The sequence below is a fragment of the Stenotrophomonas sp. C-A genome, from assembly GCF_054030835.1.
Genome location: NZ_CM132916.1, coordinates 2250359 through 2274232, shown reverse-complemented (window position 1 = coordinate 2274232; position 23874 = coordinate 2250359). Strand labels below are relative to the sequence as shown.

The 23874-nt window shown below is 65.6% G+C and carries 23 protein-coding genes; all 23 read left to right on the top strand.

Annotated elements, in window-relative coordinates:
• Positions 1-54 precede the first annotated feature (54 nt).
• The 23 genes from ACW5IY_RS10745 (at position 55) to ACW5IY_RS10635 (ending at position 23524) form a co-directional block, all read left to right on the top strand.
• Positions 55-999 (top strand): chemotaxis protein, encoded by a 945-nt coding sequence (locus ACW5IY_RS10745; protein WP_049436370.1) that lies wholly within the window; start codon positions 55-57, stop codon positions 997-999.
• A gap of 147 nt (positions 1000-1146) precedes the next feature.
• Positions 1147-1542 (top strand): flagellar basal body rod protein FlgB, encoded by a 396-nt coding sequence (gene flgB / locus ACW5IY_RS10740; protein WP_010485889.1) that lies wholly within the window; start codon positions 1147-1149, stop codon positions 1540-1542.
• Between the two features lie 3 nt (positions 1543-1545).
• Positions 1546-1953, top strand: coding sequence for a flagellar basal body rod protein FlgC (gene flgC, locus ACW5IY_RS10735; protein ID WP_010485892.1), 408 nt, complete (start codon positions 1546-1548; stop codon positions 1951-1953).
• Positions 1954-1976: 23 nt separating this feature from the next.
• Positions 1977-2660 carry a flagellar hook assembly protein FlgD gene (locus ACW5IY_RS10730; protein ID WP_049436369.1) on the top strand — a complete coding sequence of 228 codons (684 nt, stop codon included), beginning with the start codon at positions 1977-1979 and terminating at the stop codon, positions 2658-2660.
• A 32-nt stretch (positions 2661-2692) separates the two neighbouring features.
• Positions 2693-3916, top strand: a complete 1224-nt coding sequence (gene flgE, locus ACW5IY_RS10725) for a flagellar hook protein FlgE (RefSeq protein ID WP_049436368.1) — start codon at positions 2693-2695, stop codon at positions 3914-3916.
• A gap of 32 nt (positions 3917-3948) precedes the next feature.
• Positions 3949-4698 carry a flagellar basal body rod protein FlgF gene (locus tag ACW5IY_RS10720; RefSeq protein ID WP_032127377.1) on the top strand — a complete coding sequence of 250 codons (750 nt, stop codon included), beginning with the start codon at positions 3949-3951 and terminating at the stop codon, positions 4696-4698.
• 102 nt (positions 4699-4800) lie between these two features.
• The gene (gene flgG / locus ACW5IY_RS10715) at positions 4801-5586 is read left to right on the top strand and encodes a flagellar basal-body rod protein FlgG (protein WP_005409571.1); all 786 of its coding nucleotides are present in this window, start codon (positions 4801-4803) and stop codon (positions 5584-5586) included.
• Between the two features lie 22 nt (positions 5587-5608).
• Positions 5609-6301, top strand: a complete 693-nt coding sequence (gene flgH / locus ACW5IY_RS10710; RefSeq protein WP_010485899.1) for a flagellar basal body L-ring protein FlgH — start codon at positions 5609-5611, stop codon at positions 6299-6301.
• A 2-nt stretch (positions 6302-6303) separates the two neighbouring features.
• A complete protein-coding gene (locus ACW5IY_RS10705) occupies positions 6304-7440 on the top strand; it encodes a flagellar basal body P-ring protein FlgI (protein WP_152906236.1) in 1137 nt (378 codons plus the stop codon).
• A gap of 1 nt (position 7441) precedes the next feature.
• Positions 7442-8641 carry a flagellar assembly peptidoglycan hydrolase FlgJ gene (flgJ, locus tag ACW5IY_RS10700; protein WP_049436367.1) on the top strand — a complete coding sequence of 400 codons (1200 nt, stop codon included), beginning with the start codon at positions 7442-7444 and terminating at the stop codon, positions 8639-8641.
• Between the two features lie 8 nt (positions 8642-8649).
• Positions 8650-10530: a flagellar hook-associated protein FlgK gene (gene flgK / locus ACW5IY_RS10695; protein WP_049436366.1), complete on the top strand. Its 1881-nt coding sequence runs from the start codon at positions 8650-8652 to the stop codon at positions 10528-10530.
• The gene (gene flgL, locus ACW5IY_RS10690) at positions 10527-11729 is read left to right on the top strand and encodes a flagellar hook-associated protein FlgL (RefSeq protein ID WP_049436365.1); all 1203 of its coding nucleotides are present in this window, start codon (positions 10527-10529) and stop codon (positions 11727-11729) included. Before flgK ends, flgL begins: the two co-directional genes overlap by 4 nt.
• Before the next feature lie 396 nt (positions 11730-12125).
• Positions 12126-13301 carry a flagellin gene (locus ACW5IY_RS10685; RefSeq protein ID WP_049436364.1) on the top strand — a complete coding sequence of 392 codons (1176 nt, stop codon included), beginning with the start codon at positions 12126-12128 and terminating at the stop codon, positions 13299-13301.
• 72 nt (positions 13302-13373) lie between these two features.
• Positions 13374-14603 (top strand): flagellin, encoded by a 1230-nt coding sequence (locus ACW5IY_RS10680; protein ID WP_049436363.1) that lies wholly within the window; start codon positions 13374-13376, stop codon positions 14601-14603.
• Between the two features lie 85 nt (positions 14604-14688).
• Positions 14689-15906, top strand: coding sequence for a flagellin (locus ACW5IY_RS10675; protein WP_049436362.1), 1218 nt, complete (start codon positions 14689-14691; stop codon positions 15904-15906).
• Between the two features lie 439 nt (positions 15907-16345).
• Positions 16346-17764, top strand: coding sequence for a flagellar filament capping protein FliD (gene fliD, locus ACW5IY_RS10670; protein WP_010485908.1), 1419 nt, complete (start codon positions 16346-16348; stop codon positions 17762-17764).
• Positions 17765-17892: 128 nt separating this feature from the next.
• On the top strand, positions 17893-18309 hold the full coding sequence (gene fliS / locus ACW5IY_RS10665; RefSeq protein WP_049436361.1) for a flagellar export chaperone FliS: 417 nt from the start codon (positions 17893-17895) through the stop codon (positions 18307-18309).
• A complete protein-coding gene (locus ACW5IY_RS10660; RefSeq protein ID WP_049436360.1) occupies positions 18306-18599 on the top strand; it encodes a hypothetical protein in 294 nt (97 codons plus the stop codon). The genes fliS and ACW5IY_RS10660 overlap by 4 nt, the downstream gene beginning before the upstream one ends.
• Positions 18596-19174 (top strand): PilZ domain-containing protein, encoded by a 579-nt coding sequence (locus tag ACW5IY_RS10655; RefSeq protein ID WP_049436359.1) that lies wholly within the window; start codon positions 18596-18598, stop codon positions 19172-19174. The genes ACW5IY_RS10660 and ACW5IY_RS10655 overlap by 4 nt, the downstream gene beginning before the upstream one ends.
• A 92-nt stretch (positions 19175-19266) precedes the next feature.
• Positions 19267-19899, top strand: a complete 633-nt coding sequence (locus ACW5IY_RS10650) for a response regulator (protein WP_005413261.1) — start codon at positions 19267-19269, stop codon at positions 19897-19899.
• Positions 19900-20220: 321 nt separating this feature from the next.
• On the top strand, positions 20221-21630 hold the full coding sequence (gene rpoN / locus ACW5IY_RS10645; protein WP_049436358.1) for an RNA polymerase factor sigma-54: 1410 nt from the start codon (positions 20221-20223) through the stop codon (positions 21628-21630).
• Positions 21631-21644: 14 nt separating this feature from the next.
• On the top strand, positions 21645-22022 hold the full coding sequence (locus ACW5IY_RS10640; RefSeq protein WP_010485922.1) for a response regulator: 378 nt from the start codon (positions 21645-21647) through the stop codon (positions 22020-22022).
• Entirely contained in the window at positions 22019-23524 is a 1506-nt protein-coding gene (locus ACW5IY_RS10635) for a sigma-54 dependent transcriptional regulator (RefSeq protein WP_049436357.1), read from the top strand. The genes ACW5IY_RS10640 and ACW5IY_RS10635 overlap by 4 nt, the downstream gene beginning before the upstream one ends.
• Positions 23525-23874 lie beyond the last annotated feature (350 nt).

The following is a 23874-nucleotide window of genomic DNA, read 5'->3' as shown; positions in this document are numbered from 1 at the left end:
CGCGGGCGGCAGAGCGCCCTCAAGTTCGCCCCCTGCCACGCCGATACAGCAGCCATGTCCCATGACCTGCTCAACCGGATCGACCAGCGGACCCGTCTGGCCGGCCACAATCGCCTGGCGCTGCTGCTGTTCCGTCTCGGCGGACGTCAGCTTTTTGGCGTCAATGTCTTCAAGGTGCAGGAAGTCCTGCGGCGCCCGGAGCTGTTCCAGGTGCCCGGGCTGCCCAGCCAGTTCTCCGGCGTGGCCGACGTGCGCGGCCGTTCGGTGCCGGTGCTGGACCTCGGGCTGGCGATCGGCCATCCCGAGCGCGAGCCCGATGCGGACACCTCGCCCGGCTATCTGGTCGTCACCGAATTCAACCGTTCGATCCAGGGCTTCCTGGTCAGCGGCGTGGAGCGCATCGTCAACATCGCGGTGGAAGACATCCACCCGCCGCCGGAACTGGGCGCCGAATCGAGCTACCTGACCGCGGTGACCCGCTTCCAGGGCGAGCTGATCCAGGTGATCGACGTGGAAAGCGTGCTGGCCGACATCGCCCAGGTACGCGGTGAAGCAGTACTGGACCCGGCCATGGCAATGCCGGCCGACGGCCCGCAGCTGCAGGTGCTGGTGGTGGACGACTCGCGCGTAGCCCGCCAACAGATCCGCAGCGTGCTGGACCAGCTGGGGGTGGGCGCCACCCTGCTTTCCGATGGCAAGCAGGCACTGGACCACCTGCTGCAGATCCATGCCTCCGGCGAGAACCCGGCCGAGCGCTACGCCATGGTCATCTCGGACATCGAGATGCCGGCCATGGACGGCTATACGCTGACGACGGAAATCCGGCGCCATCCGGGCCTGGCCGGCCTGTACGTGCTGCTGCACACCTCGCTGTCGGGCGTATTCAACAATGCGATGGTCGAGCGCGTCGGCGCCAACGCCTTCGTCGCCAAGTACTCGCCCCACGAACTGGCCGACTTCGTGCTGGACCGCCTGCGCAAGGTCGCGATGGCGGCGTAGGGCCCTGTCCTGTAGAGCCGGGCCCATGCTCGGCTTGTGCGGCGCCTGAACGAAATGCAGCCGAGCATGGCTCGGCTCTACCAAGACGCACCGTGCTTTGGCACACCCCTTGCAGCTTCCCGGGCAACGTTCCTGTGGGAGTGCACCGTGCGCAACCTGATTACCGACTACCTGGGCGTCCACGCCCAGGCCATGCCGTTGCGCGAACAGCGGATGAAGCTGATCGCCAGCAACCTCGGCAATGCCGACACTCCCGGCTACAAGGCCCAGGACCTGGACTTCGATGCCGCCCTGCGCCATGCCCAGGGGCAGGATGCCAACGGCCTGATGACCACCACCAACGAGCAGCACTACGAAATCAGTAGTGGCTTGAACCCGTTCCAGATCGCGCGCGACGGCGTGCAGCCCAGCCTGGACGGCAACACCGTCGATCCCGATGCCGAGCGTGCCGCCTATGGCCGCGCCGCACTCGAATACCGCGCTTCGCTCAGCTTCGTCGAGAGCAAGGTGCGTTCCATGCTGACCGCGATCACGGGGCAATAAGCCATGAGCAACCTGCCGATCTTCGATATCGCCGGCTCCGCGCTGCAGGCGCAGTCGGTGCGCATGAGCACCATCGCCTCCAACCTCTCCAACGCCGACACCGTCGCCGGTTCCGCCGACGCCGTGTACAAGCCGCTGGAGCCGATCTTCCAGGCCGTGACCAGCAAGAACGATCCGAACATCACGTCAGTGAAGGTCAAGGAAATCACCCAGAGCGAGGCCGCGCCGATCAAGCGCTATGAACCAGGCCACCCGCTGGCCGATGGCGATGGCTACATCTACCAGCCCGACGTCGATCCGGTGGCGCAGATGGTCAACCTGATCTCGACCTCGCGCAATTACCAGGCCGGCGTGGAGATGCTGACCACCGCCAAGGAACTGGCCCTGGCCACCCTGACCATGGGCCGCTGAGGCCCGCAGCACCGGACACCGCCATGACCACCGCCGTCAACAACCAGACCAGCCAGGACGTCTATTCCGCGCTGGGCCTGAACGCTCCGAACAGCAACGCCACCAAGAAGAAGAACACGCTGGACCAGGCCGATTTCCTGCGCCTGATGACCGAGCAGCTGCAGCACCAGGATCCGCTGAAGCCGATGGACAACACGCAGATGGTCGCGCAGATGGCGCAGATGTCCACCGTGCAGGGCATCACCGATCTGAACAAGACGGTGAAGGGCTTCCAGGAGTCGATGGCCAGCGACCAGGTGTTGCGTGGCGCTGCGCTGGTCGGCCACCAGGTACTGGTGCCATCGGAAAAGCTGGTGCTGGAAAAGGAAGGCAACGTCGAGGGCACGGTGGCCGCACCCTCGGCCGGCATCATCACCGTGGACATCACCGATGCCAACGGCACCAAGGTCACTTCGCTGAGCGTTGAAGCCAAGGCCGCCGGCGAAACCGCCTTCCAGTGGGACGGCAAGGACGCCAACGGCAAGCGCATGGAACCGGGCAAGTACTCGGTCGTCGCCAACCACGTCGACACCGCCGGCAAGAGCACCAAGCTGTCCACCTACGTACAGGCACCGGTGGAGAGCGTGACCGTCGGTTCCGACGGCCTGTACCTGAACCTCAAGGGCCTGGGCACGGCCCCGATCGACTACGTGCTCCGCGTCAGCTGAGCCGCACACCCCGTACTTATCAGGAGCATCCCATGGGATTCAATGTCTCGCTGTCCGGCATCAATGCCGCCAATTCCGACCTGAGCGTTACTGCCAACAACGTCGCCAACGTCAACACCACCGGCTTCAAGGAATCGCGCGCCGAGTTCGCCGACCTGTTCTCGGCCACCGGCTACGGCCTGTCGAAGAACGCGGTCGGTTCGGGCGTCCGCGTCTCCAACGTCGCCCAGCAGTTCAAGCAGGGCCACAACGAACAGACCGGCCGCAGCCTGGACATGGCCATTTCCGGTGAAGGCTTCTTCACCATGAACATGAACGGCAGCCGCGTGTACTCGCGCGCCGGCAACTTCCAGACCGATCCGTCCGGTTACGTGGTCAACCCGCAGGGCGCACGCCTGCAGGTGTTCGCGCCGAATGCGGACGGCACCAACTTCGATGCCGGCCGCATGGTCGACCTGCAGCTGCTGACCACCGACAGCCCGCCGAAGCAGACCAGCGAAGTGAAGGTCGGTTTCACCCTGCCGGCCAACGCCAAGCAGCCGACGGTCACCACGTTCGACCCGACCGACTCGAACAGCTACAACCACTCCAGCGGCGGCATCACCGTGTACGACTCGCTGGGCGTCAGCCACATCCAGGTCTCGTACTTCGTGAAGGGTGCCAACCCGAACGAGTGGACTGTGCGCAACTACGTGGATGGCCAGCCGGCCGGCGCGCCGACCCCGGTCACCTTCGACAACAGCGGCAAGCTCACCGCGCCAGCCAACGGCAAGGTCAGCCTCGGCACCTTCACCCCGACCACCGGTGCGGGCGTGCTGAACATGACGCTGGATGTGAGCGGCTCGACCCAGTACGGCGAGAAGTTCGCCCTGCGCAACACCCAGCAGGACGGCTACGCCGCCGGCAAGCTCAACGAGATCACCGTGTCGGAAACCGGCGTGGTCTATGCGCGTTACTCCAACGGTGCAGACAAGCCGCTGGGCCAGGTCGCGCTGACCACCTTCAACAATCCGCAGGGCCTGGAATCGAAGGGCAACAACCTGTGGGTGGACACCTTCAGTTCGGGCACGCCGCGCACCGGCATGCCGGATACCTCCAACCTCGGCAAGATCCAGGCCGGCTCGCTGGAAGCGTCCACCGTCGACCTCACCGAGCAGCTGGTCAACATGATCACCGCGCAGCGCAACTTCCAAGCCAACGCGCAGATGATCACCACCCAGGATCAGATCACCCAGACCGTCATCAACATCCGTTGATGACGCGCTGACCTTGTCACGGAACTCCCCGCATGGATAAAGCCCTTTACGTGGCGATGACCGGTGCCCGCGCCTCCCTGCAGGCGCAGGGCACGCTCAGCCACAACCTCGCCAACTCCGACACCCCCGGCTTCAAGGAAGCGCTGGCCAACACTGAAGCCTTCCCGATCCGTGGCCCGGGCTTTGCCTCGCGGGTGGATGCGCTGCATGTCGACGCCGGGTTCAACCGCACGCCCGGCTCGCAGCACATCACCGGCAAGCCGCTGGATCTGTCCCTGCAGACCGGCACCTGGCTGGCCGTGCAGTCCAGTGACGGCAGCGAGGCGTACACGCGCGGCGCGGCGCTGTCGGTGACGCCGAACGGCCAGCTGGTGACCTCCAGCGGCCGTCCGGTACTGGATGACAACAACAACCCGATCGCCATTCCGCCCTACCAGGCGATGGAGATCGGTGCCGACGGTACGCTCTCGATCATCCCGCAGGGCGAAGGTCCGCAGACCATGGCGCAGATCGGCCGCATCAAAGTGGTGCAGGCACCGGATGAACGCCTGGAGCGTGGCCTGGATGGCCTGTTCCGCAACACCGACCCACTGCAGCCGTTCGCACCGGCACAGGGCACGGCCGTGCACAGCGGCCAGCTGGAAGGCAGCAACGTGGATGCCGCTGGTGCGCTGGTGCAGATGATCCAGCTGCAGCGCCAGTACGAAATGCAGGTGCAGGTGATCAAGCACGGCGACGAAAACGCTCGCAGCGCCAACAGCATGCTGCGCCTCGGCAGCTGACGGAATTCCGGCGCCGGCTGATGCAGGCGCTGGCACACCACTTGCACACCCGCATTCAAGGGCCGCACCACGCGGCCGGCTTCACCAGACAGGACACCGAAGATGAACCAGGCATTGTGGATCGCGAAAACCGGACTGGATGCGCAGCAGATGCGCATGTCGGTGGTTTCCAACAACCTCGCCAACACCAACACCACCGGCTTCAAGCAGGACCGTGCCAGTTTTGAAGACCTGCTGTACCAGCAGGTGCGCCAGCCCGGCGGCTCCTCGTCGGCGCAGACGCAGCTGCCGACCGGCCTGCAGTTGGGTACCGGCGTGCGCGTGGTTGCCACCGCCAAGAATTTTGAACAGGGCGGCCAGCAGCAGACCGGCCGCGCCCTGGACGTTATGGTCAATGGCCGCGGCTTCTTCGAGGTTCAGATGCCTGATGGCAGCTCGGCCTACACCCGTGATGGCTCGTTCAAGATCAACCAGGACAGCGAGCTGGTCACCAACAGCGGCTACCCGGTGCAGCCGGGCATCCAGATTCCCGAAGGCGCGCAGTCGGTGACCATCGGTACCGACGGCACCATCAGCGTGAAGATGGCCGACGGTGCGGCGTCGGTGGAAGTGGGCGCGCTGACCCTGACCGACTTCGTCAATCCGGCTGGCCTGCAGGCTCGCGGCGAGAACCTGTTCCTGGAGACCACCGCTTCCGGTCCGGCACAGAACGGCAACCCCGGGCTCAACGGCCTCGGCACCGTGGTGCAGGGCGCGCTGGAAGGCAGCAACGTCAACGTGGTGGAAGAGCTGGTGTCGATGATCGAAACCCAGCGCGCCTACGAAATGAACGCCAAGGCGATCTCCACCACCGATTCGATGCTCGGCTACCTCAACAACAAGCTCTGACCGGCCAAACCGGGAAACTGCCATGTCGCCCATTTCCAACTTCGCCCGCACTGCCCTCGCCTGCGCCGTGGCCGCCCTGCTCGGTGGCTGCGTGATCGCCGGCGACGTGCGTCCCTACCCGACGATGGCACCGATCCAGCCGATCATGCCGCCGCAGGCACAGCCGACCGCGGGTGCCATCTATGCCGCCGGCCCGACCCTGCAGCTGTATTCGGACCGCCGCGCACGCGATGTTGGCGACCTGCTGACCATCACCCTGCTGGAAAACACCACCGCGCAGACCAGTGCGAATACCGCAACCAACAAGGAATCGAACCTGAGCCTGGGCACGCCGTCCATTCTCGGCGCGCCGGTCACCCTCGGCGGCAAGGACATCCTGAGTGCCACGGCCAAGGGCGCGCGTGACTTCACCGGCAAGGGCAACAGCGCGCAGAGCAACCGCCTGCAGGGCAGCGTCACGGTCACCGTGGTCCAACGCCTGCCCAACGGCAACCTGGTGGTACAGGGACAGAAGAACCTGCGGCTGAACCAGGGTGATGAACTGGTGCAGGTGCAGGGCATCGTCCGCCCAGGCGACATCAGCCAGGACAACACCATTCCGTCCAGCCGCGTGGCCGAGGCCCGCATCGTCTACGGCGGCCGCGGCCCGGTCGCGCAGTCCAACGCGATGGGCTGGCTGAGCCGCTTCTTCAACTCCGGCCTGACGCCGTTCTGAGTATGGCCATGAAACTCTTTTTCATTTCCTCCTGGCAGCGCCGCGTGGCGTCGTTCGCCGCGCTGATGCTGCTGGCCGTGACGGCGCCCGCCAGTGCCGAGCGCATCAAGGACCTGGCCCAGGTCGGCGGCGTTCGCGGCAACGCGCTGGTGGGCTATGGCCTGGTGGTCGGCCTGGATGGCAGCGGCGACCGCACCAGCCAGGCTCCCTTCACCGTGCAGAGCCTGAAGAACCTGCTCGGCGAGCTGGGCGTCAACGTACCGCCGAACGTCAACCCGCAGCTGAAGAACGTGGCCGCCGTGGCGATCCACGCCGAACTGCCGCCGTTCGCCAAGCCCGGCCAGCCGATCGACATCACCGTGTCCTCGATCGGCAATGCAGTCTCGCTGCGCGGCGGTTCGCTGCTGATGGCGCCGCTGCGCGGTGCCGACGGCCAGATCTACGCGATCGCCCAGGGCAACCTGATCGTCGGCGGCTTTGGTGCGCAGGGCAAGGATGGTTCCCGTGTCTCGGTGAACGTGCCCAGCGTCGGGCGCATTCCCAACGGCGCCACGGTTGAACGCGCCCTGCCCGATCCGCTGGCCAACGGCGGCGACATCACCCTGAACCTGCACAACAACGACTTCACCACGGTCTCGCGCATGGTCGCCGCGCTCAACAACGCCTTCGGCGAAGGCGCAGCGCGTGCGGTCGACGGCGTGACCGTCGCCGTCACCGCACCGACCGATCCGGGCGCACGCATCGGCCTGCTGGCGCGCATCGAGAACCTGGAACTGACCCCGGGCAGCGCCCCGGCCAAGGTGGTGGTCAATTCGCGCACCGGCACCGTGGTCATCGGCCAGCAGGTACGCGTGGGACCAGCTGCGATCTCGCATGGTTCGCTGACCGTGACCATCCAGGAAAACACCAACGTCAGCCAGCCCAATGCGCTGTCCGGCGGCCGCACCGTGGCCAGCCCGCAGTCGACCATCACTGCCACCAACGACGGCAGCCGCATGTTCAAGTTCAGTGGCGGCACCACCCTGGACGAGATCGTGCACGCGGTGAACGCGGTAGGCGCGGCACCGGGCGATCTCATCGCGATCCTGGAAGCCCTGAAGCAGGCCGGCGCCCTGAGTGCCGAGCTCGAGGTGATCTGATATGCGCATCAATCCCGCATTCGATCTGCACCCGGCGCAACAGAACGATCCGGCCAAGATCGACAAGGTCGCGCGACAGCTGGAAGGCCAGTTCGCGCAGATGCTGGTCAAGAGCATGCGTGACGCCAGCTTCGGCGACTCGCTGTTCCCCGGCGAAAACAAGATGTTCCGTGAGATGTACGACCAGAAGATTGCCGAGGCGATGACCCGCGGCAAGGGCCTGGGCCTGTCGGGCATGATCAGCCGGCAGCTGTCCGGGCAGGCCGCCGAGGGTCCGGCGCTGGATACCCGCGTGGACCCGGCCAAGGCCAGCCGTGCTTACCAGCTCAATGCACCGGCCAAGCCGGCGCCGTCGCTGCCATTGGAAGATGGCAGCCAAGCGGTGCGCCTGCTGCAGCAGATGGCCGCCGGCGCACAGCAGGGTGCACAGGCGGCTGTCGCGCCGATGGAGCAGGCCTTGGACCTGATCGCCGGCCGTGAGAGCAGCAGCATGCACCGCTCGCTGGGCACCGAGGATCCGTACATCGGCAGCCTGCAGGGCGAGGACTGGGCCGCCAGCAGCGATCAGTGGTCGGCTACCGCCAGCAACCGCGGCACGGCCATCAGCCCAGCCGATGCGATGGCCACGCGCACCGCCGTCGCCCAGCTGGGCGAACACACCCCGGAAGGTTTCGTTGCAAGCATCTGGCAGCACGCACAGAGCGCAGCCAAGGAGCTGGGCGTGGATGCCCGCGCCCTGGTCGCCCAGGCGGCGCTGGAAACCGGCTGGGGCAAGCGCCACATCAAGCATGCCGACGGCAGCACCTCGCACAACCTGTTCGGCATCAAGGCCAATGGCTGGAACGGCCAGCGCGCCACGGCCGGCACCCATGAATATGTCGATGGCGTGCGCCGCAACGAGACCGCCAGCTTCCGCGCCTACAGTTCGCCGGCCGAGAGCTTCGCCGACTACGTGCGCCTGCTGAAGACCAGCCCGCGTTACCAGCAGGCCCTGCAGGCCGGCACCGACGTGCAGGGCTTCGCCCGCGGCCTGCAGCGCGCCGGCTATGCCACCGATCCGCGCTATGCGGCCAAGATCGCCGCGATCGCCGGCGGACCGACCATCGAGCGCGCCGTCAGTGCCGTCGCCGATGCCGGCTCGCGCATTGGCCAGACCTTCGCCAGCACCGCAACCGCGGCGCTGGGTATCACTCGTCGTTGAGGAACCCCATGTCCAGCGTACTTTCCACCGGTACCGGTGCCCTGCTCGCCTTCCAGCGTGCGTTGGCGACCACCAGCCACAACGTGGCCAACCTCAATACACCCGGTTACAGCCGGCAGAAGGTCAACTTCGCCACCGCCGATCCGCAGAACTACGGCTATGGCACGGTCGGCAACGGCACCCGTATCACCGACATACGCCGCACCGCCGACCAGCTGGCGATCTCGCGGCTGCTCGACAGCAGCGGTGAACTGGCGCGCCTGAAGCAGCTTTCCAGCATGGCCGACCGCGTCAACGCGCTGGTCTCCGATCCTGCCACCAACGTCTCCGGCGTCTGGTCGAACTTCTTCGATTCGGTCAGCGGCCTGTCCTCCAATGCCTCCGGCACCGCCGATCGCCAGAACATGCTCGACGGCGGCAAGGCCCTGGCCAACCGCTTCGTGCAGCTCAATACCCACCTGAACAACCTCAACAGCGAGGTCAACAACGGCCTGCTGGCCGGTGCCACCGAGATCAACCGGCTTGCGCAGGAGATCGCGCAGATCAACGGCGCCATCGGCACCAACATCGCCACGGCTGCACCCGACCTGCTCGATCGCCGTGACCAGCTGATCACCCAGCTGATCGGCTACACCGGTGGCACGGCGGTGATCCAGGACGGCGGCATCATGAATGTCTACACCGCCGGCGGCAACGCGCTGGTTGTGGGCACCACGGCGACCAAGGTCACCACCGTGGCCGACCCTTACCAGCCCGAACGGCTGCAGCTGGCCCTGGAAACCCAGGGTAATACGATCCGGCTCGACCCGAAGGCGGTCGGCGGCCAGATCGGCGGCCTGATGGAGTTCCGCGACACCGTGCTGACCCCGGCCCAGGCCGAACTGGGCAAGCTGGCCGTGGGCCTGGCCGAGACCTTCAACCAGGCCCACCACCAGGGTGTTGACCTGTACGGCAAGATGGGCGGCGATTTCTTCAACATCGGCAACCCGCGCGTCACCGCCAACAACAGCAATACCGGCACTGCCAGCCTCAGCGCGACCTATGGCGACCTGGGCAAGCTGGACGCGCAGAACGTGGTGCTGCAGTTCGATGGCACCAACTGGAAGGCCAGCCGGGCCGACACCGGCGCCAGCGTGCCGCTGACCGGTTCGGGCACCGCTGCCGACCCGCTGATGATCAACGGCGTCAAGCTGGTGGTCGGCGGCACGCCATCGGCCAATGACCGCTTCCTGCTGCAGCCCACCGCAGGCGTGGCCGGCAGCATGGAGATGGCCATCACCGATCCGTCGCGTATTGCCGCCGCGGCGGCGGTCAAGGGTGCGGCCGCGACCGCCAACACCGGTACCGGCAAGCTGAGCGGCGTGACCGTGACCGACGCGAGCAACGCCAACCTGCGCAATCCGGCGGCCATTGTGTTCACCTCGGCCACCACCTATACCATCGACGGTGGCCCGCCGCAGACCTACACCCCCGGCCAGACCATCAGTGCCAACGGTTGGAGCTTCGTGCTGGATGGTGCGCCGAAGGTCGGCGACACCTTCAACATCACCCCGACCCCGGCCGGGTCCTCTGACAACAGCAATGCCGCCAAGCTGGCAAAGGTTGAAAGCGCCAAGGCGTTCAACGCCGGCACGGTGACGCTGAACGGCGCGCTGGGCGGCCTCACCACCCAGGTGGGCGCCGCGGCCCGTTCGGCCGAGTACTCGCTGGACGCCCAGCTGGTGATCAACGACAAGGCGCAGGAAGCGCGCGATGAAGTGTCCGGCGTCAACCTGGACGAGGAAGCCGCTGACATGCTGCGCCTGCAGCAGGCCTATCAGGCGGCCTCGCAGCTGATCTCCACCGCCGACAGCATGTTCCAGACCATCCTGGGAGCCGTCCGCCGATGAGCAGCCGCATCTCCACCAGCATGATGTACAACCAGTCGGTGTCGCTGATGATGGCCAAGCAGGCCAAGCTCAGCCACCTGGAGCAGCAGATCGCCACCGGCAGCAAGATCGTCACCGCCAAGGACGATCCGGTCGGCGCCGGCGCTGCGGTCGGACTGGACCGCAGCCTGGCCGCACTGGACCGCATGAAGCTCAACGCCGGCAACGTGCAGAACCGGCTGGGTGTGCAGGAAAACACCCTGGCACAGGTCAACGACCTGATGGGGCGGGTCAACGACCTGACCATCCAGGCCAGCAACCCCGCGTTGAGCGCGGCCGACAAGAAGACGCTGATCACCGAGCTGAACCAGATCCGCGACGGCCTGCTGTCGCTGGCCAACGCCGAGGACGGCACCGGTCGCTATGTGTTCGGCGGCACCAACGATGGTGATCCTCCGTTCGCCAAGATCAACGGCAAGGTGGTCTACCGCGGTGACCAGACCCAGCGCCAGATCGAGGTTGGGCCCGATACCTACGTCCGCGATGCCCTGCCCGGCAGCGAGATCTTCATGCGCATCCCCACCGGCGATGGCTTCGTCGATGGCGGTGCCGCCGCCGGCAACACCGGCAATGGCGTACTGACCAACATCACCCGCGATGGCAGCGACAGCTGGAACGGCCAGAGCTTCAGCGTCCGCTTCACCGCCGCCAACCAGTACGAAGTGCTGGATGGTGCCGGCAATGTGACCGGCACCGGCACGTACAAGGCCGGTGATGATCTGGAAGTGAACGGCGTACGCCTGCAGATCACCGGTGCGCCCGCCGCAGGCGACAGCTTCAACGTGAAGCCGGCGAGCAGCCGCGACATCTTCGACACCATGGACAAGCTGATCACCGCGCTTGACGCCGACACCGGCACCACCGCAAAGATGAGCGCACAGCAGAACGAATTGCAGAGCGCCTTGCGTGACGTGGCACGGGCGTCGGAGCGGATGATCGACTCACGTGCGGCCGGCGGTGCGCAGCTGAAAGCCCTGGACAATGCCGCCGACATGCGCGAAGCCAACAGCGTGACGTTGAAGACCACGCTGTCGCAGATGCGCGACCTGGACTACGCCGATGCCCTGAGCCAGTACCAGCTGCAGAGCACCGCGCTGCAGGCGGCACAGACGATCTTCTCGCAGATGCAGTCGATGTCGTTGTTCAACAAGATCGGCTGACAGCTCTCCCACCTCAGCCCTCAAAGGCCGCGATGCCCTGCATCGCGGCCTTTTTCGTTTCTGGGGCCCGTTGCCGCCGGGCGCGTCGACCCACCTTCCGCGGATTTTCCGTGATTGCCCATCAAGCCCGGCTGGCCCCCGCCGATACCTTCATCAGCGCTGGCCGGGCTTGCCCAGCCGCCCCTTCCGGGGTCGCCTTCACGCCCCTCCAGGGCTGGAAAACCCCGGAAAAACAGCCTCCGGCAATGAATTACGGCTTCAGCGGAATTCACGGCTAAAGGTTGTTGACAAAGCGCCGTTATTCATTTGGCAACAACGAAGCACACAGCCACACAAAAAAACAGGCGGCGCTTCGTTTCATTCACCAACGGGTTCCATATAAGAGGAGACGACCCCATGGCACAGGTAATCAACACCAATACGATGTCGCTCAACGCTCAGCGCAACCTGAGCACCAGCGGCAACTCGCTGGCCACCACCATCCAGCGCCTCTCGTCCGGCCTGCGCATCAACAGCGCGAAGGACGACGCCGCCGGCCTGGCGATCTCGGAGCGCTTCAGCACCCAGATCCGCGGCCTGGACGTGGCCATCCGCAACGCCAACGACGGCATCTCGCTGGCCCAGGTCGCCGAAGGCTCGCTGAGCGAAGTCGGCAACAACCTGCAGCGCATCCGCGAATTGGCCGTGCAGGCCTCCAACGCCACCAACTCCAGCAGCGACCGCAAGGCCCTGCAGGCCGAAGTGACCCAGCTGGTCAGCGAAATTGATCGCGTCGCCAAGCAGAGCGACTTCAACGGCACCAAGCTGCTGGACGGCTCGTTCACCAGTCAGCTGTTCCAGGTCGGCGCCAATGCAGGCCAGGCCATTGCGATCAACAGCGTGGTGGATGCTAAGGCTGATGCGCTAGGTAACAGCAAGTTCGCCGCCCCGGTTGCCAGCACTGCTGACATTGCGACCATCACCGATCTGAGCGGCGTCACCATCAACGGTGTGGCCATCGGCACGATCAGCGGCAAGACGACCTCCGAGTTCGCTGCATCCGCCGCTGCACAGATCAACAGCAAGATCGGCGAGGCTGGCGTGTATGCAGAGGTCGTGACCACTGCTGGCGTCTCACCGGCTCCCGATACCTACCGTCTCAAGCTGACCTCGGTCCAGGCTGATCGTGATCTGGTAATCGATGGGGCTACCCAGCTGAACTTCGCCAACTCCACCAAGGCCACTCCCAGCTCTGTCGCTGCAACCGCTACGTCGAGCTTTGTCAAGGATCTAGACGTTTCCGACTACGTCGGTGCGCAGAAGGCCTTGGGCATGGTCGACAAGGCCTTGGAGTCGGTCAACAGCGTCCGCGCCGATCTCGGTGCAATCCAGAACCGCTTCACCTCGGTGGTGGCCAACCTGCAGACCTCCTCGGAGAACCTGTCGGCCTCGCGCAGCCGCATCCGCGATACCGACTTCGCCAAGGAAACCGCAGAACTGACCCGCACCCAGATCCTGCAGCAGGCCGGTACGGCCATGCTGGCCCAGGCCAACCAGGTACCGCAGAACGTGCTCAGCCTGTTGCAGCGCTGACATGAGCCGCCCCCGGGGCACGTCGGGGGCGTCTAACCCAACTCACGTGCAACCGCTCAAGGACCTCTCCTCATGGCACAAGTCATCAACACCAACACGATGTCGTTGAATGCTCAGCGTAACCTGAGCACCAGCGGCAGCTCGCTGGCCACCACCATCCAGCGCCTGTCCTCCGGTTCGCGCATCAACAGCGCCAAGGACGACGCCGCTGGCCTGGCGATCTCCGAGCGCTTCGGCACCCAGATCCGCGGTACCGACGTCGCCATCCGCAATGCCAACGACGGCATTTCGCTGGCCCAGGTCGCCGAAGGTTCGCTGACCGAGATCGGCAACAACCTGCAGCGTATCCGCGAGCTGGCTGTGCAGGCCTCCAACGCCACCAATTCGAGCAGCGATCGCAAGGCATTGCAGGCCGAAGTGACCCAGCTGAAGTCGGAAATCGACCGCGTTGCCAAGCAGTCCGAGTTCAACGGCACCAAGCTGCTGGACGGCTCGTTCTCCAGCCAGCTGTTCCAGGTTGGCGCCAATGCCGGTCAGGCGATCGCCATCGACAAGACCGTCGACGCAACCGTTGCCAAGCTGGGCGGCTCGAGCTTCAAGAGTGCCAGCCTCACTCCGCCTGGCGGAGCCACGGCTGAAGCCACCCGCATTGGCGGCACCATTTCCGTGAAGGGTGCCGATGGTACCGTCAGCGCCATCAAGCTGGACAGCATCGAAGTCGCCAAGGGCGCCAGCGTTGCAGAACAGAACAAGGCGGCTGCAACGGCCATCAACGCCAAGCTGGGCGAGACAGGCATCCTGGCCGAAGTCAGCGATGACGGTGCCACAGTGAAGCTCACCCAGGTCAAGAATGGCGGCGATCTCGCCACCGGCGTCGACGCAACCGTCGCTGGCACCGTGGCGCTAACCACGTCGGTGAAGGCCGCCGACGGCACTTGGCCGACCCCTACTGCTGCCATGGCAACCGGTACGGTTGCCACCGCCAACGAGCACGCCATCGATCTGGATGTCAGCACCACCACTGGTGCGCAGAAGGCACTGTCTCTGGTTGACGAAGCACTGGGCTCGATCAACAGCACCCGCGCTGACCTGGGCGCGATTCAGAACCGCTTCACCTCGGTCGTCGCCAACCTGCAGACCTCGACGGAGAACCTGTCGGCTTCGCGTAGCCGCATCAAGGATACCGATTTCGCCAAGGAAACCGCCGAGCTGACCCGCACCCAGATCCTGCAGCAGGCCGGTACGGCCATGCTGGCCCAGGCCAACCAGGTGCCGCAGGGAGTGCTCAGCCTGCTGCGCTGAACCGCAACCTGATCCTCTTCCGGGCACCGGTTGATCCGGTGCCCGGATACTGAACCACGCATCACCTTCGCCAAAGGAAAGCACCATGGCACAAGTCATCAACACCAACACGATGTCGTTGAACGCTCAGCGCAACCTGAGCACCAGCGGCAGCTCGCTGGCCACCACCATCCAGCGCCTGTCCTCCGGTTCGCGCATCAACAGCGCCAAGGACGACGCCGCAGGCCTGGCGATCTCGGAGCGCTTCGGCACCCAGATCCGTGGCACCGACGTCGCCATCCGCAATGCCAACGACGGCATTTCGCTGGCCCAGGTCGCCGAGGGCTCGCTGACCGAGATCGGCAATAACCTGCAGCGCATCCGTGAGCTGTCGGTTCAGTCGTCCAACGCCACCAACTCGGCCAGCGATCGCAAGGCACTTCAGGCCGAAGTGACCCAGCTGAAGTCGGAGATCGACCGCGTCGCCAAGCAATCCGAGTTCAATGGTACCAAGCTGCTGGACGGCTCGTTCTCCAGCCAGCTGTTCCAGGTCGGCGCCAATGCTGGTCAGGCCATCGCCATCGACAAAGTCGTCGACGCCAAGACCGAGTCACTGGGAAGCGCTGATTTCGCGAAGGTCTACAAGGGCACCAAACTCGATGTAACCGCCGGTACTCCGCCTGTCGACAATGACAAGGCCGCCGCTGACATGAACATCGACAAGATCACCATCAAGGTGACCGACGCCGACGGCAAGGCTTCGGACGTTGTGGTGAACGCCTTCACCATCAAAGCAGGCGAATCCATCACCAAGTCCACTGCCGCGGCAATCAATGCCAAGTTCGGCGAGACCGGTGTGCAGGCCTCCGTCGACGATGCCACCATCAGCCTGACCTCGGTCAAGGCTGGCCAGACCTTCAGCTTGACCTACGCAACGGCAGCAAATGAAGGTGCAACTGGCTTGACTCAGGTTGGTACTGATGGCGGAACGATGACCGGCATCACCTCCAGCAAGCTGGCAGACGTAGACGTCTCCACTGTCTCGGGTGCTCAGCAGGCGCTGGAAATCGTCGACAAGGCTTTGGGTTCGATCAACAACACCCGTGCTGACCTCGGTGCGATCCAGAACCGCTTCACCTCGGTCGTGGCCAACCTGCAGACCTCGACGGAAAACCTGTCGGCCTCGCGTAGCCGCATCAAGGATACCGATTTCGCCAAGGAAACCGCCGAGCTGACCCGCACCCAGATCCTGCAGCAGGCCGGTACGGCCATGCTGGCCCAGGCCAACCAGGTGCCGCAGGGCGTGCTCAGCCTGCTGCGCTGATCCACGGCAAGAAGGTTCCGCTACCGTCGGGTCAAACCGACGGTAGCAGCAACCCGGAAGTCACGGTGCACGAAGGCGCGGGCCATGCCCGGCCCGGGATCACTCCCGAACCGGCTTGGCATCGCCCGCTCCTGCGGACCTCTCTTTCAGCGCTGTACCTTTGACTGTACGTACCGGGCGGCTTCGTCTCCCCCCGATTGTCAGTAGCCTGATCCCTCCCCTGCATTGGGGGAGGGTCTTTTGCAGACCCCCGGCAGCCCGCGGTGAACATCCCCGCACCCTGCCCCAACCCTCCTGCAATCCGCGTGCCAGAACCTGCGCCAGACCATTGGCACGGCGCATGCATCAACGAAGTCCTCAAGACCCAGCGGCGCAGGCCGCTATTTTCGTTGACGACGGGCCAGCACCTAGCGGCCAGGCCCGATACCAGGAGAATCACATGGCAAGCTTTGGATACGGTGGCATCGGCTCGGGCCTGAACATTTCAGACATCGTCAGCCAGCTGGTGGCGGCCGACCGCAAGCCCGCCGACAACGCGCTGAACCTGCAGCAGTCCAAGGCCAAGATGCAGCTGTCGTCGATCGGCACCGTCACTTCGGCCTTTGACAAGCTGAAGACCGCTTTGACCGCACTGAAGGCCACGACAGCCTTCGACACCCGCACAGTAACCGCCACCGGCAAGGCCGGTCCCAACAATGCCGATGACGTGCTGTCGGCGTCGGTGGCACTGTACGACCAGGGTTTGACCAAGGCGGCAGCCGCCAACGGCACGCACCAGGTGGAGGTGAAATCCCTCGCCACGGCACACAAGCTGATTGCCAACGCCTCGGTGCCGAAGACCGACACGTTCGGCGCCGGAACCTTGACGCTGACCGTTGGTGTGGGCGACAAGGCAAAGACGATGAAGGTCGAGGTGGAAGCCGGCGATACGCTGACCACCGTACGCAACAAGATCGACGCCGCAGGCCGCAAGGAAGGCGTGCAGGCGACCCTGATCGCTTCGGGCGACAACCAGTACCTGTCGATCGCCCAGGAGAAGACCGGCGCCGCCAATGCAATCAAGCTCGAATACGGTGGCAGCGACCCGAAGTTGAGCGCACTGGTTGGCAGCCTTCAGGAGAATACCGCGGCAGCCGATGCCGAGCTGACCATCGATGGCGTCACGGTGATCAGCGACAGCAACACCGTGACCGATGCCGTACCAGGCCTGACCCTGAACCTCAAGGTCAAGGGCAAGAGCACGGTCGTGATCAGTACCGACACCACTGCAGCCACCAAGGTGATGCAGGACTTCGTCAAGGCCTACAACGATGCGATCGCCGCCATCAATACCGAGACCAAGTACGACGCCAAGACCAAGGAAGCGGCGACGCTGACGGGCGATGCGCAGATGCGCGGCGCATCCAGTCAGCTGCGTTCGATGATGGGCGCTGTACTGAAGGACCTGTCCGCGGATGGATTGGATCCGAAGAAGCTCGGCCTGCAGACCCGTGGCTATCCCAATGCCGACGGTAGCCTGGTGCTGGACGCGACCAAATTCGCAGCGGCGCTTGCCAGCCAGCCGGAGAAGATCCGCTCGGCGATCACCGGTGATACCGGCGGCGCCGGCAAGCTCTACACGATGGTCGACGGTTACGTCAGTACGACCACGGGCAAGGAAGGCGCCTTCGTCGCCCGTACCAAGGGCCTGAACACCACGCTGGACAACATCGACAAGCGACGCAAGGACCTGGATGTCCGCATGAAGAACGTCGAGGAGCGCTACAAGAAGCAGTTCCTGGCATTGGACAGCCTGATGGGCAAACTGCAGCAGAGCAACACCGCATTGCAGCAGCAGCTGGCACAGCTGAACCGCTAAAGGACTGCGTGCGACGCTCAAGTTTGACGTGTAACGCACCGATAACGGACGCAACAGCAATCATCGCCGCGCCGTCGGCAACGGTCCCCACGATCGCCCGACGGCACCCCGCGCAAGGAGAATCACGAATGTACGGTTCCAGCCGTCAGTATGCCGAGCAGTACCGCCAGGTGGGAGTGACCAGTGCGGTCGCCGATGCCGATCCGCACAAGCTGGTGGCGATGCTGCTGGCCGGCGCGCTGGAGCGCGTACGGCGCGCGCTGGCCAGCCTTGAGCGCGGCGACCAGGCCGGCAAGGGCAAGGCGATCGGCGAGGTCTGTGCGATTGTCGGCCACCTCAACGGCTCGCTGGATCATGAAGCCGGCGGCGAGATCGCCGGAAATCTGTCGGCGCTGTACGACTACGTGCTGCAGCGCCTGACCGAGGCCAACCTGCACAACGATCGTGCCGCGCTGGATGAATCGCTGCAGCTGCTGGGCGAGATCGACAGCGCCTGGAATGCGATCCCGCAGGAACAGCGCCGCCCGCCCGCGGTGGCGCCATGAGCCTGCATGAACTGCACGCCCAGCTGGACGCCTTCGAGAAGGCCCTTGGCGAAGAATCCCTTGACCAGGCCGACAGCCTGCTCGACGGCCACGACAGCACGCTGCATGCGCTGCTCAGCCAGCCGCTGACCGCCGCCGACCACGCGCCGCTGACCGCAGTGTTCGAACGCCAGCAGAACCTGCTTGGCCTGCTGCGCCAGCGCCGTGATGCCGTCGCCGCGCTGATGAACGACGGCCAGCGCTCGCTTCGCGCGGCACATGCCTACCTGCAGGCAGAATCGCTGGCATGACCCAATTGCCGACCACGTCGCTGCACCATCCGGCCGAAAGCGAGCTGTTCGACGAAACGCTCAGCTGCGAGCTGGCCCTGCCGGCCGAGTTCCAGGCAGGCAGCGCCGCCGGTCGCACCAGTAGTGCCGAAGGCCTGCTGCGCAGCCTTGCCCTGGTCGAGGACAGCCGCGCAGACGAGCATGACGACCGCAACGAAGCCAGCCTGCAACTGCAACGACTGGAAGCCAAGCTGGACCTGGCGATGGTGCTGCTGGGCCGGCTGGTACGCCAGCAGGGCCAGGAACTGACCCTGCGCCCGGTGCGCTGGTCACGGCGCGGCATCCGCCTGCAGCTGGGTCCGCGCAGCGGTGCCAGCACCGGCCAGGCCGGCGTGGTGCGCCTGCAGCCGAGCGACTGGCTGCCCGACCATATCGACCTGCCCGTGGAAGTGATCGCCGAAGCGGCCGACGGCGGCGGTGGCCACTACCTGTGGCTGCGTTTCCAGCGCCTCGGCGATGGCCTGGAAATGGCGATGGAGCGGCATCTGTTCCGCCTGCATCGCCGCCAGGTGGCCGAAGCACGCCGCGCCCGCTGAAACCTGCCACCATGGCGGCGGATGGGCAAGCCTTGGCGCGCCCGTTCAGCTAAGTTAAGGTGGACTCCCCTACACGGATCTGTTGCGTGCCTGTGCGAGTTCTCATCGTCGACGATCACACCCTCGTCCGCGCCGGCCTGGCGCGGCTGCTGCAGGGGTTTGCCGACGTGCAGCTCGTCGCCGAGGCCAGCAACGCCGAACAGGCACTGCAGCTGGCCCTGCAGCACGCACCGGATGTGGTGCTGATGGATCTGTCGCTGCCCGGCCGCACCGGCCTGGAAGCCCTCAGTGACATCCGCCTGCGCGCTCCCGGCACGCGGGTGGTGATGATGACCATGCACGACGACGCCGCGCACGTGCGCGATGCGCTCGATCGCGGTGCGGTCGGGTTCGTGGTCAAGGATGCGGCGCCGCAGGAGCTGGAACTGGCGCTGCGTGCCGCGCACGCCGGCCAGGTGTTCCTGAGCCCGCAGATCTCCGCCAAGATGCTGGCACCGATGCTCGGCCGCGAGAAACCCACCGGCATCGCCGCGCTGTCGCCACGCCAGCGTGAGATCCTGCGCCGCATCGGCAAGGGTGAGAGCAACAAGGAGATCGCCGCCGACCTCGGCATCAGCGTCAAGACGGTGGAGACCCACCGCGCACGCATGATGGAGTCGCTCGGCTGCCGCCGCGCCAACGATCTGCTGCTGCTCGCCGCGCGCCACCAGCACGAGCTGGAATGATCCCCTGAGAAGGGGGCGGATCCCTTTCCAGGGGAAGAGGATCTGACCCGTGCCAGGCCCGCACTGACGACGAATTTCCGTCACCCTGACACGCCCCGACAGGAATCCGTACACGGCGCAGCCCGATCAACCCGGCACCCACACCGGAAATCAGCCACTTAGCGGCGATCATCGTCAACATTCCGCGCCAATGTAGGGAATGCCCCTACATCCTGTCAGGACATTCACGAAGCCCCTCAGGAACCCCCTGATTCCGCCCCCGCCGGATCAAAAGCAAGATGCGTTCCACAAGGCGCCGGGGAGCGGTGCCGGGGAACCACGATGAAGGCTGCACTCTCGACCCAGCTGGGCCAACAACTTCACCTTACCCCGCAGTTGCTGCAGTCGATCCGGCTGCTGCAGCTCGATGGCCTGCACCTGGAACAGGAGATCCAGCGCCTGCTGGACTCCAATCCGCTGCTGGAGATCGAAGAGGCCGAAGCGCCCGCAGCCGATGCCACCGAGGCCAGCGCCACCACGATGGACACCGCCGCCTTCGACGAGCTGCCGGAGTCTTCGATGTGGGACGTGGCCGGCGCCAGCTGGCAGGACGGCGACGACGACCGCATGGCGCGCATCGCTGCCGGCGAATCGACCGACCCACAGCTGTGTGTGCTGCAGCGCCTGTCGCTGGACATGGACGACCGCGAACTGGCGGTGGCCGCGTTCTGGCTCGATCACTGCGACGAGGCCGGCTACCTGCAGGCACCGCTGGACCAGCTGCAGTTGCTGGCCAGCGCCCAGTTCGATATCGCCGCCGACGGCGTCGAAGCCATCCGCCAGCAGCTGCTGCACGGTGAGCCCGCCGGCATGGCTGCGCAGGACCTGCGCGAAGGCCTGCAGGCGCAGCTGCGCAGCCTGCATGGCGCGGTTCCCGCCCGCCACCTGGCTACCCGCATTCTCGACGGCGCACTCGAAGCACTGGCCGCACACGACTACCCGGCCCTCGCCCGCCTGCACGACGCCGAGATCGACGACATGCGCGAAGCCGTGCGCCTGATCCTGTCGCTGCAGCCGCGCCCGGGTGACAGCCTGCTGCCCGAACGCAATGCCGTGGTGGTACCGGACGTGGTCGCCTGGCACGCCGACGACCAGTGGAAGGTGGCACTGAACCCGGCCACCAGCCGCCGGGTCTCGATCAACAGCCAGTACGAACAGACCTTGGCCGAGACCAGCGAGGCCGCACCGGCACTGCGCGAAATGCTGCAGGAAGCGCGCTGGTTCAGCCGCGGCCTGTCGATGCGCTACGACACCCTGCTGCGCACCGCGCGGGTGATCGTCGAGCGCCAGGCCGCGTTCCTGGTGCGAGGCGAGGAAGCCATGGCGCCGCTGACCCTGAAGGAAGTGGCCGAGGAAATCGGCATGCACGAGTCCACCGTCTCGCGCATCACCACCGGCAAGTTCCTGCAGACCCCGCGCGGCACCTTCGAACTGAAGCACTTCTTCGCCGTGCGCCTGGAAGGCGCCAGCGTCTCCGGCCAGGCCGTGAAGGCCATGGTCCGCCGCCTGATCGACGCCGAACCGGCCGGCCGGCCGCTGGCCGACGAGGCCATCGCCGGCCTGCTGTCGCGCCAGGGGGTGAACATTGCCCGCCGAACCGTCGCAAAATACCGAGAACAACTGGACATCGCCCCGGCCCGTGAACGGCGCCGGCTTGGCGCCAGGCAACCGCAGCTGGCCCGGGTGGGCTGAAAAGGATGTTGGACATGAACAAGCTCACGGTCCTGTTGGTCGATGACCACGAGGGCTTCATCAATGCGGCGATGCGCCATTTCCGCAAGATCGACTGGCTGCAGATCGTCGGCAGTGCCGGCAACGGCCTGGAAGCGATCGAGCGTTCGGAAACGCTGCGCCCGCAGGTCGTATTGATGGATCTGGCCATGCCGGAGATGGGTGGCCTGCAGGCCACCCGCCTGATCAAGTCGCAGGACGATGCACCGTACATCGTGATCGCCAGCCACTTCGACGACGCCGAGCACCGCGAACACGCGCTGCGCGCTGGCGCCGACAATTTTGTCAGCAAGCTGTCCTACATCCAGGAAGTCATGCCGATCCTGGAAGGCCTCAGGGAGGATCGATCGTGAGCGAATCGCGCATCCTGGTGCTGGACAACGACGCCGTGCGCGCAGAGCGCACCGTTGCCCTGCTGGAATTCATGGACTTCAACCCGCGCTGGGTCTCCGACGCGGCCGACTTCGACCTGGGTCGCCAGCGCCAGAACGACTGGATGGCCGTGATCGTCGGCAGCCTGGACGACAACGCCGCCAGCACCGCACTCTACAACTGGCTGGGCGGCAGCAGCCTGCCACCGCCGGTGCTGCTGGCCGATGGTGACGGGGTAACGTTTGCCCGCCAGCACGGCCTGCACGAAGCCAACATCTGGCCACTGGAAACGCCGCTGCGCCATGCGCAGATGGAAGCTCTGCTGCGACGCGCCAGCCTCAAGCGCCTGGACGCCGAGCACCAGGCCGGCGCCGCGCAGGAGCAAGGCCCGACCGGCAACGGCCCGGCGGTGACTGCGTTGCGCACCATGATCGAGCAGGTCGCCGCGTTCGATACCACCGTACTGGTGCTGGGCGAATCCGGTACCGGCAAGGAAGTCGTGTCGCGTGCGATCCACCAGCGTTCGCCGCGCCGTGATGGCCCGTTCGTGGCGATCAACTGCGGCGCTATTCCGGCGGACCTGCTGGAAAGCGAACTGTTCGGCCACGAAAAGGGTGCCTTCACTGGCGCGCTGACCGCGCGCAAGGGACGTTTCGAAATGGCCGAGGGCGGCACCCTGCTGCTCGACGAAATCGGCGACATGAGCCTGCCGATGCAGGTGAAGCTGCTGCGCGTGCTGCAGGAACGCAGCTTCGAGCGCGTCGGCGGCAACCAGACCATCCGCTGCAACGTGCGCGTCGTGGCCGCGACCCACCGCGATCTGGAAACGCGCATCGCCGAAGGCAAGTTCCGCGAGGATCTGTTCTATCGCCTCAACGTGTTCCCGATCGACGTGCCCGCCCTGCGCGAGCGTCGCGAGGACCTGCCGGCACTGGTGGAAACCATCGCCGCGCAGCTGGCGCGTACCGGCCGTGGCGAAGTGCGCTTCACCGCCGAGGCGCTGCAGGCCCTGGCCGGCTACGAATGGCCGGGCAACGTGCGCGAACTGACCAATCTGGTCGAGCGCCTGGCCGTGCTGCACCCGGGTGGTTCGGTGCGCGTGCAGGATCTGCCGGCCCGCTACCGTGGTGACGCCGCACTGGCGGCGGTGACCGCACCGGCGCCGACGCAGCCGGCCACCAGTGAAGAACGCCTCGACCTGCGCAGCTTCTCGTTCCATACCCCGGGCGGCGGCAGCCAACCGGCACTGGAACACGGTATCGCCGTCAACCGCGCAACGGCTCCTGCCGCACTGCCCGACGACGGCCTGGACCTGCGCAACCACATGGCCAACATCGAACTGGGCCTGATCAACGAAGCACTGGAACGCACCCAAGGTGTCGTCGCCCACGCCGCCCAGCTGCTCGGCCTGCGCCGCACCACCCTGGTGGAAAAGCTGCGCAAGTACGGCATCGAGCGCGAGCAGGCCGAACTGGCCGGCTGAAGCGCGCTACCCGCATGAAGGGGGCACGAACGCCTGGGCTTGCCCGGGCGTTCGTGCTTCCAGAACCCGGAGTCGGATCCCTGCGCATCTGCAGCGCCAGAACGCCGCCCGCTGGACACCGCAGCCGTAGGCCAGAAAACCGACGCCGGTTAAATGGCGCGTCACAGCCCAGAAACGCGCCATCTATCTATCCATGCCGTGGATCAAGCGTGTCGACCAAGGTCGACACCCACCAAGAGCAGCTCATGCCGCTCTGACAGCAGCGGGAAACTGTCGAAGGCGGGGTGGGTCCGGTTGCGGGGGTGTCCGCGGCATGGATGCCGCGGCCAAGCCCCCAAGGACGGGTTTAC

What these genes read in the sequence shown, in the direction of transcription:
- ACW5IY_RS10675 (WP_049436362.1), top strand. Translation starts at nt 14,689, where the DNA reads ATGGCACAAGTCATCAACACCAACACGATGTCGTTGAACGCTCAGCGC.
- flgJ (WP_049436367.1), top strand. Translation starts at nt 7,442, where the DNA reads ATGCGCATCAATCCCGCATTCGATCTGCACCCGGCGCAACAGAACGAT.
- ACW5IY_RS10640 (WP_010485922.1), top strand. Translation starts at nt 21,645, where the DNA reads ATGAACAAGCTCACGGTCCTGTTGGTCGATGACCACGAGGGCTTCATC.
- flgK (WP_049436366.1), top strand. Translation starts at nt 8,650, where the DNA reads ATGTCCAGCGTACTTTCCACCGGTACCGGTGCCCTGCTCGCCTTCCAG.
- flgC (WP_010485892.1), top strand. Translation starts at nt 1,546, where the DNA reads ATGAGCAACCTGCCGATCTTCGATATCGCCGGCTCCGCGCTGCAGGCG.
- flgG (WP_005409571.1), top strand. Translation starts at nt 4,801, where the DNA reads ATGAACCAGGCATTGTGGATCGCGAAAACCGGACTGGATGCGCAGCAG.
- ACW5IY_RS10685 (WP_049436364.1), top strand. Translation starts at nt 12,126, where the DNA reads ATGGCACAGGTAATCAACACCAATACGATGTCGCTCAACGCTCAGCGC.
- flgE (WP_049436368.1), top strand. Translation starts at nt 2,693, where the DNA reads ATGGGATTCAATGTCTCGCTGTCCGGCATCAATGCCGCCAATTCCGAC.
- fliS (WP_049436361.1), top strand. Translation starts at nt 17,893, where the DNA reads ATGTACGGTTCCAGCCGTCAGTATGCCGAGCAGTACCGCCAGGTGGGA.
- rpoN (WP_049436358.1), top strand. Translation starts at nt 20,221, where the DNA reads ATGAAGGCTGCACTCTCGACCCAGCTGGGCCAACAACTTCACCTTACC.
- ACW5IY_RS10660 (WP_049436360.1), top strand. Translation starts at nt 18,306, where the DNA reads ATGAGCCTGCATGAACTGCACGCCCAGCTGGACGCCTTCGAGAAGGCC.
- ACW5IY_RS10720 (WP_032127377.1), top strand. Translation starts at nt 3,949, where the DNA reads ATGGATAAAGCCCTTTACGTGGCGATGACCGGTGCCCGCGCCTCCCTG.
- fliD (WP_010485908.1), top strand. Translation starts at nt 16,346, where the DNA reads ATGGCAAGCTTTGGATACGGTGGCATCGGCTCGGGCCTGAACATTTCA.
- ACW5IY_RS10655 (WP_049436359.1), top strand. Translation starts at nt 18,596, where the DNA reads ATGACCCAATTGCCGACCACGTCGCTGCACCATCCGGCCGAAAGCGAG.
- ACW5IY_RS10745 (WP_049436370.1), top strand. Translation starts at nt 55, where the DNA reads ATGTCCCATGACCTGCTCAACCGGATCGACCAGCGGACCCGTCTGGCC.
- flgH (WP_010485899.1), top strand. Translation starts at nt 5,609, where the DNA reads ATGTCGCCCATTTCCAACTTCGCCCGCACTGCCCTCGCCTGCGCCGTG.
- ACW5IY_RS10680 (WP_049436363.1), top strand. Translation starts at nt 13,374, where the DNA reads ATGGCACAAGTCATCAACACCAACACGATGTCGTTGAATGCTCAGCGT.
- ACW5IY_RS10730 (WP_049436369.1), top strand. Translation starts at nt 1,977, where the DNA reads ATGACCACCGCCGTCAACAACCAGACCAGCCAGGACGTCTATTCCGCG.
- flgL (WP_049436365.1), top strand. Translation starts at nt 10,527, where the DNA reads ATGAGCAGCCGCATCTCCACCAGCATGATGTACAACCAGTCGGTGTCG.
- ACW5IY_RS10705 (WP_152906236.1), top strand. Translation starts at nt 6,304, where the DNA reads ATGGCCATGAAACTCTTTTTCATTTCCTCCTGGCAGCGCCGCGTGGCG.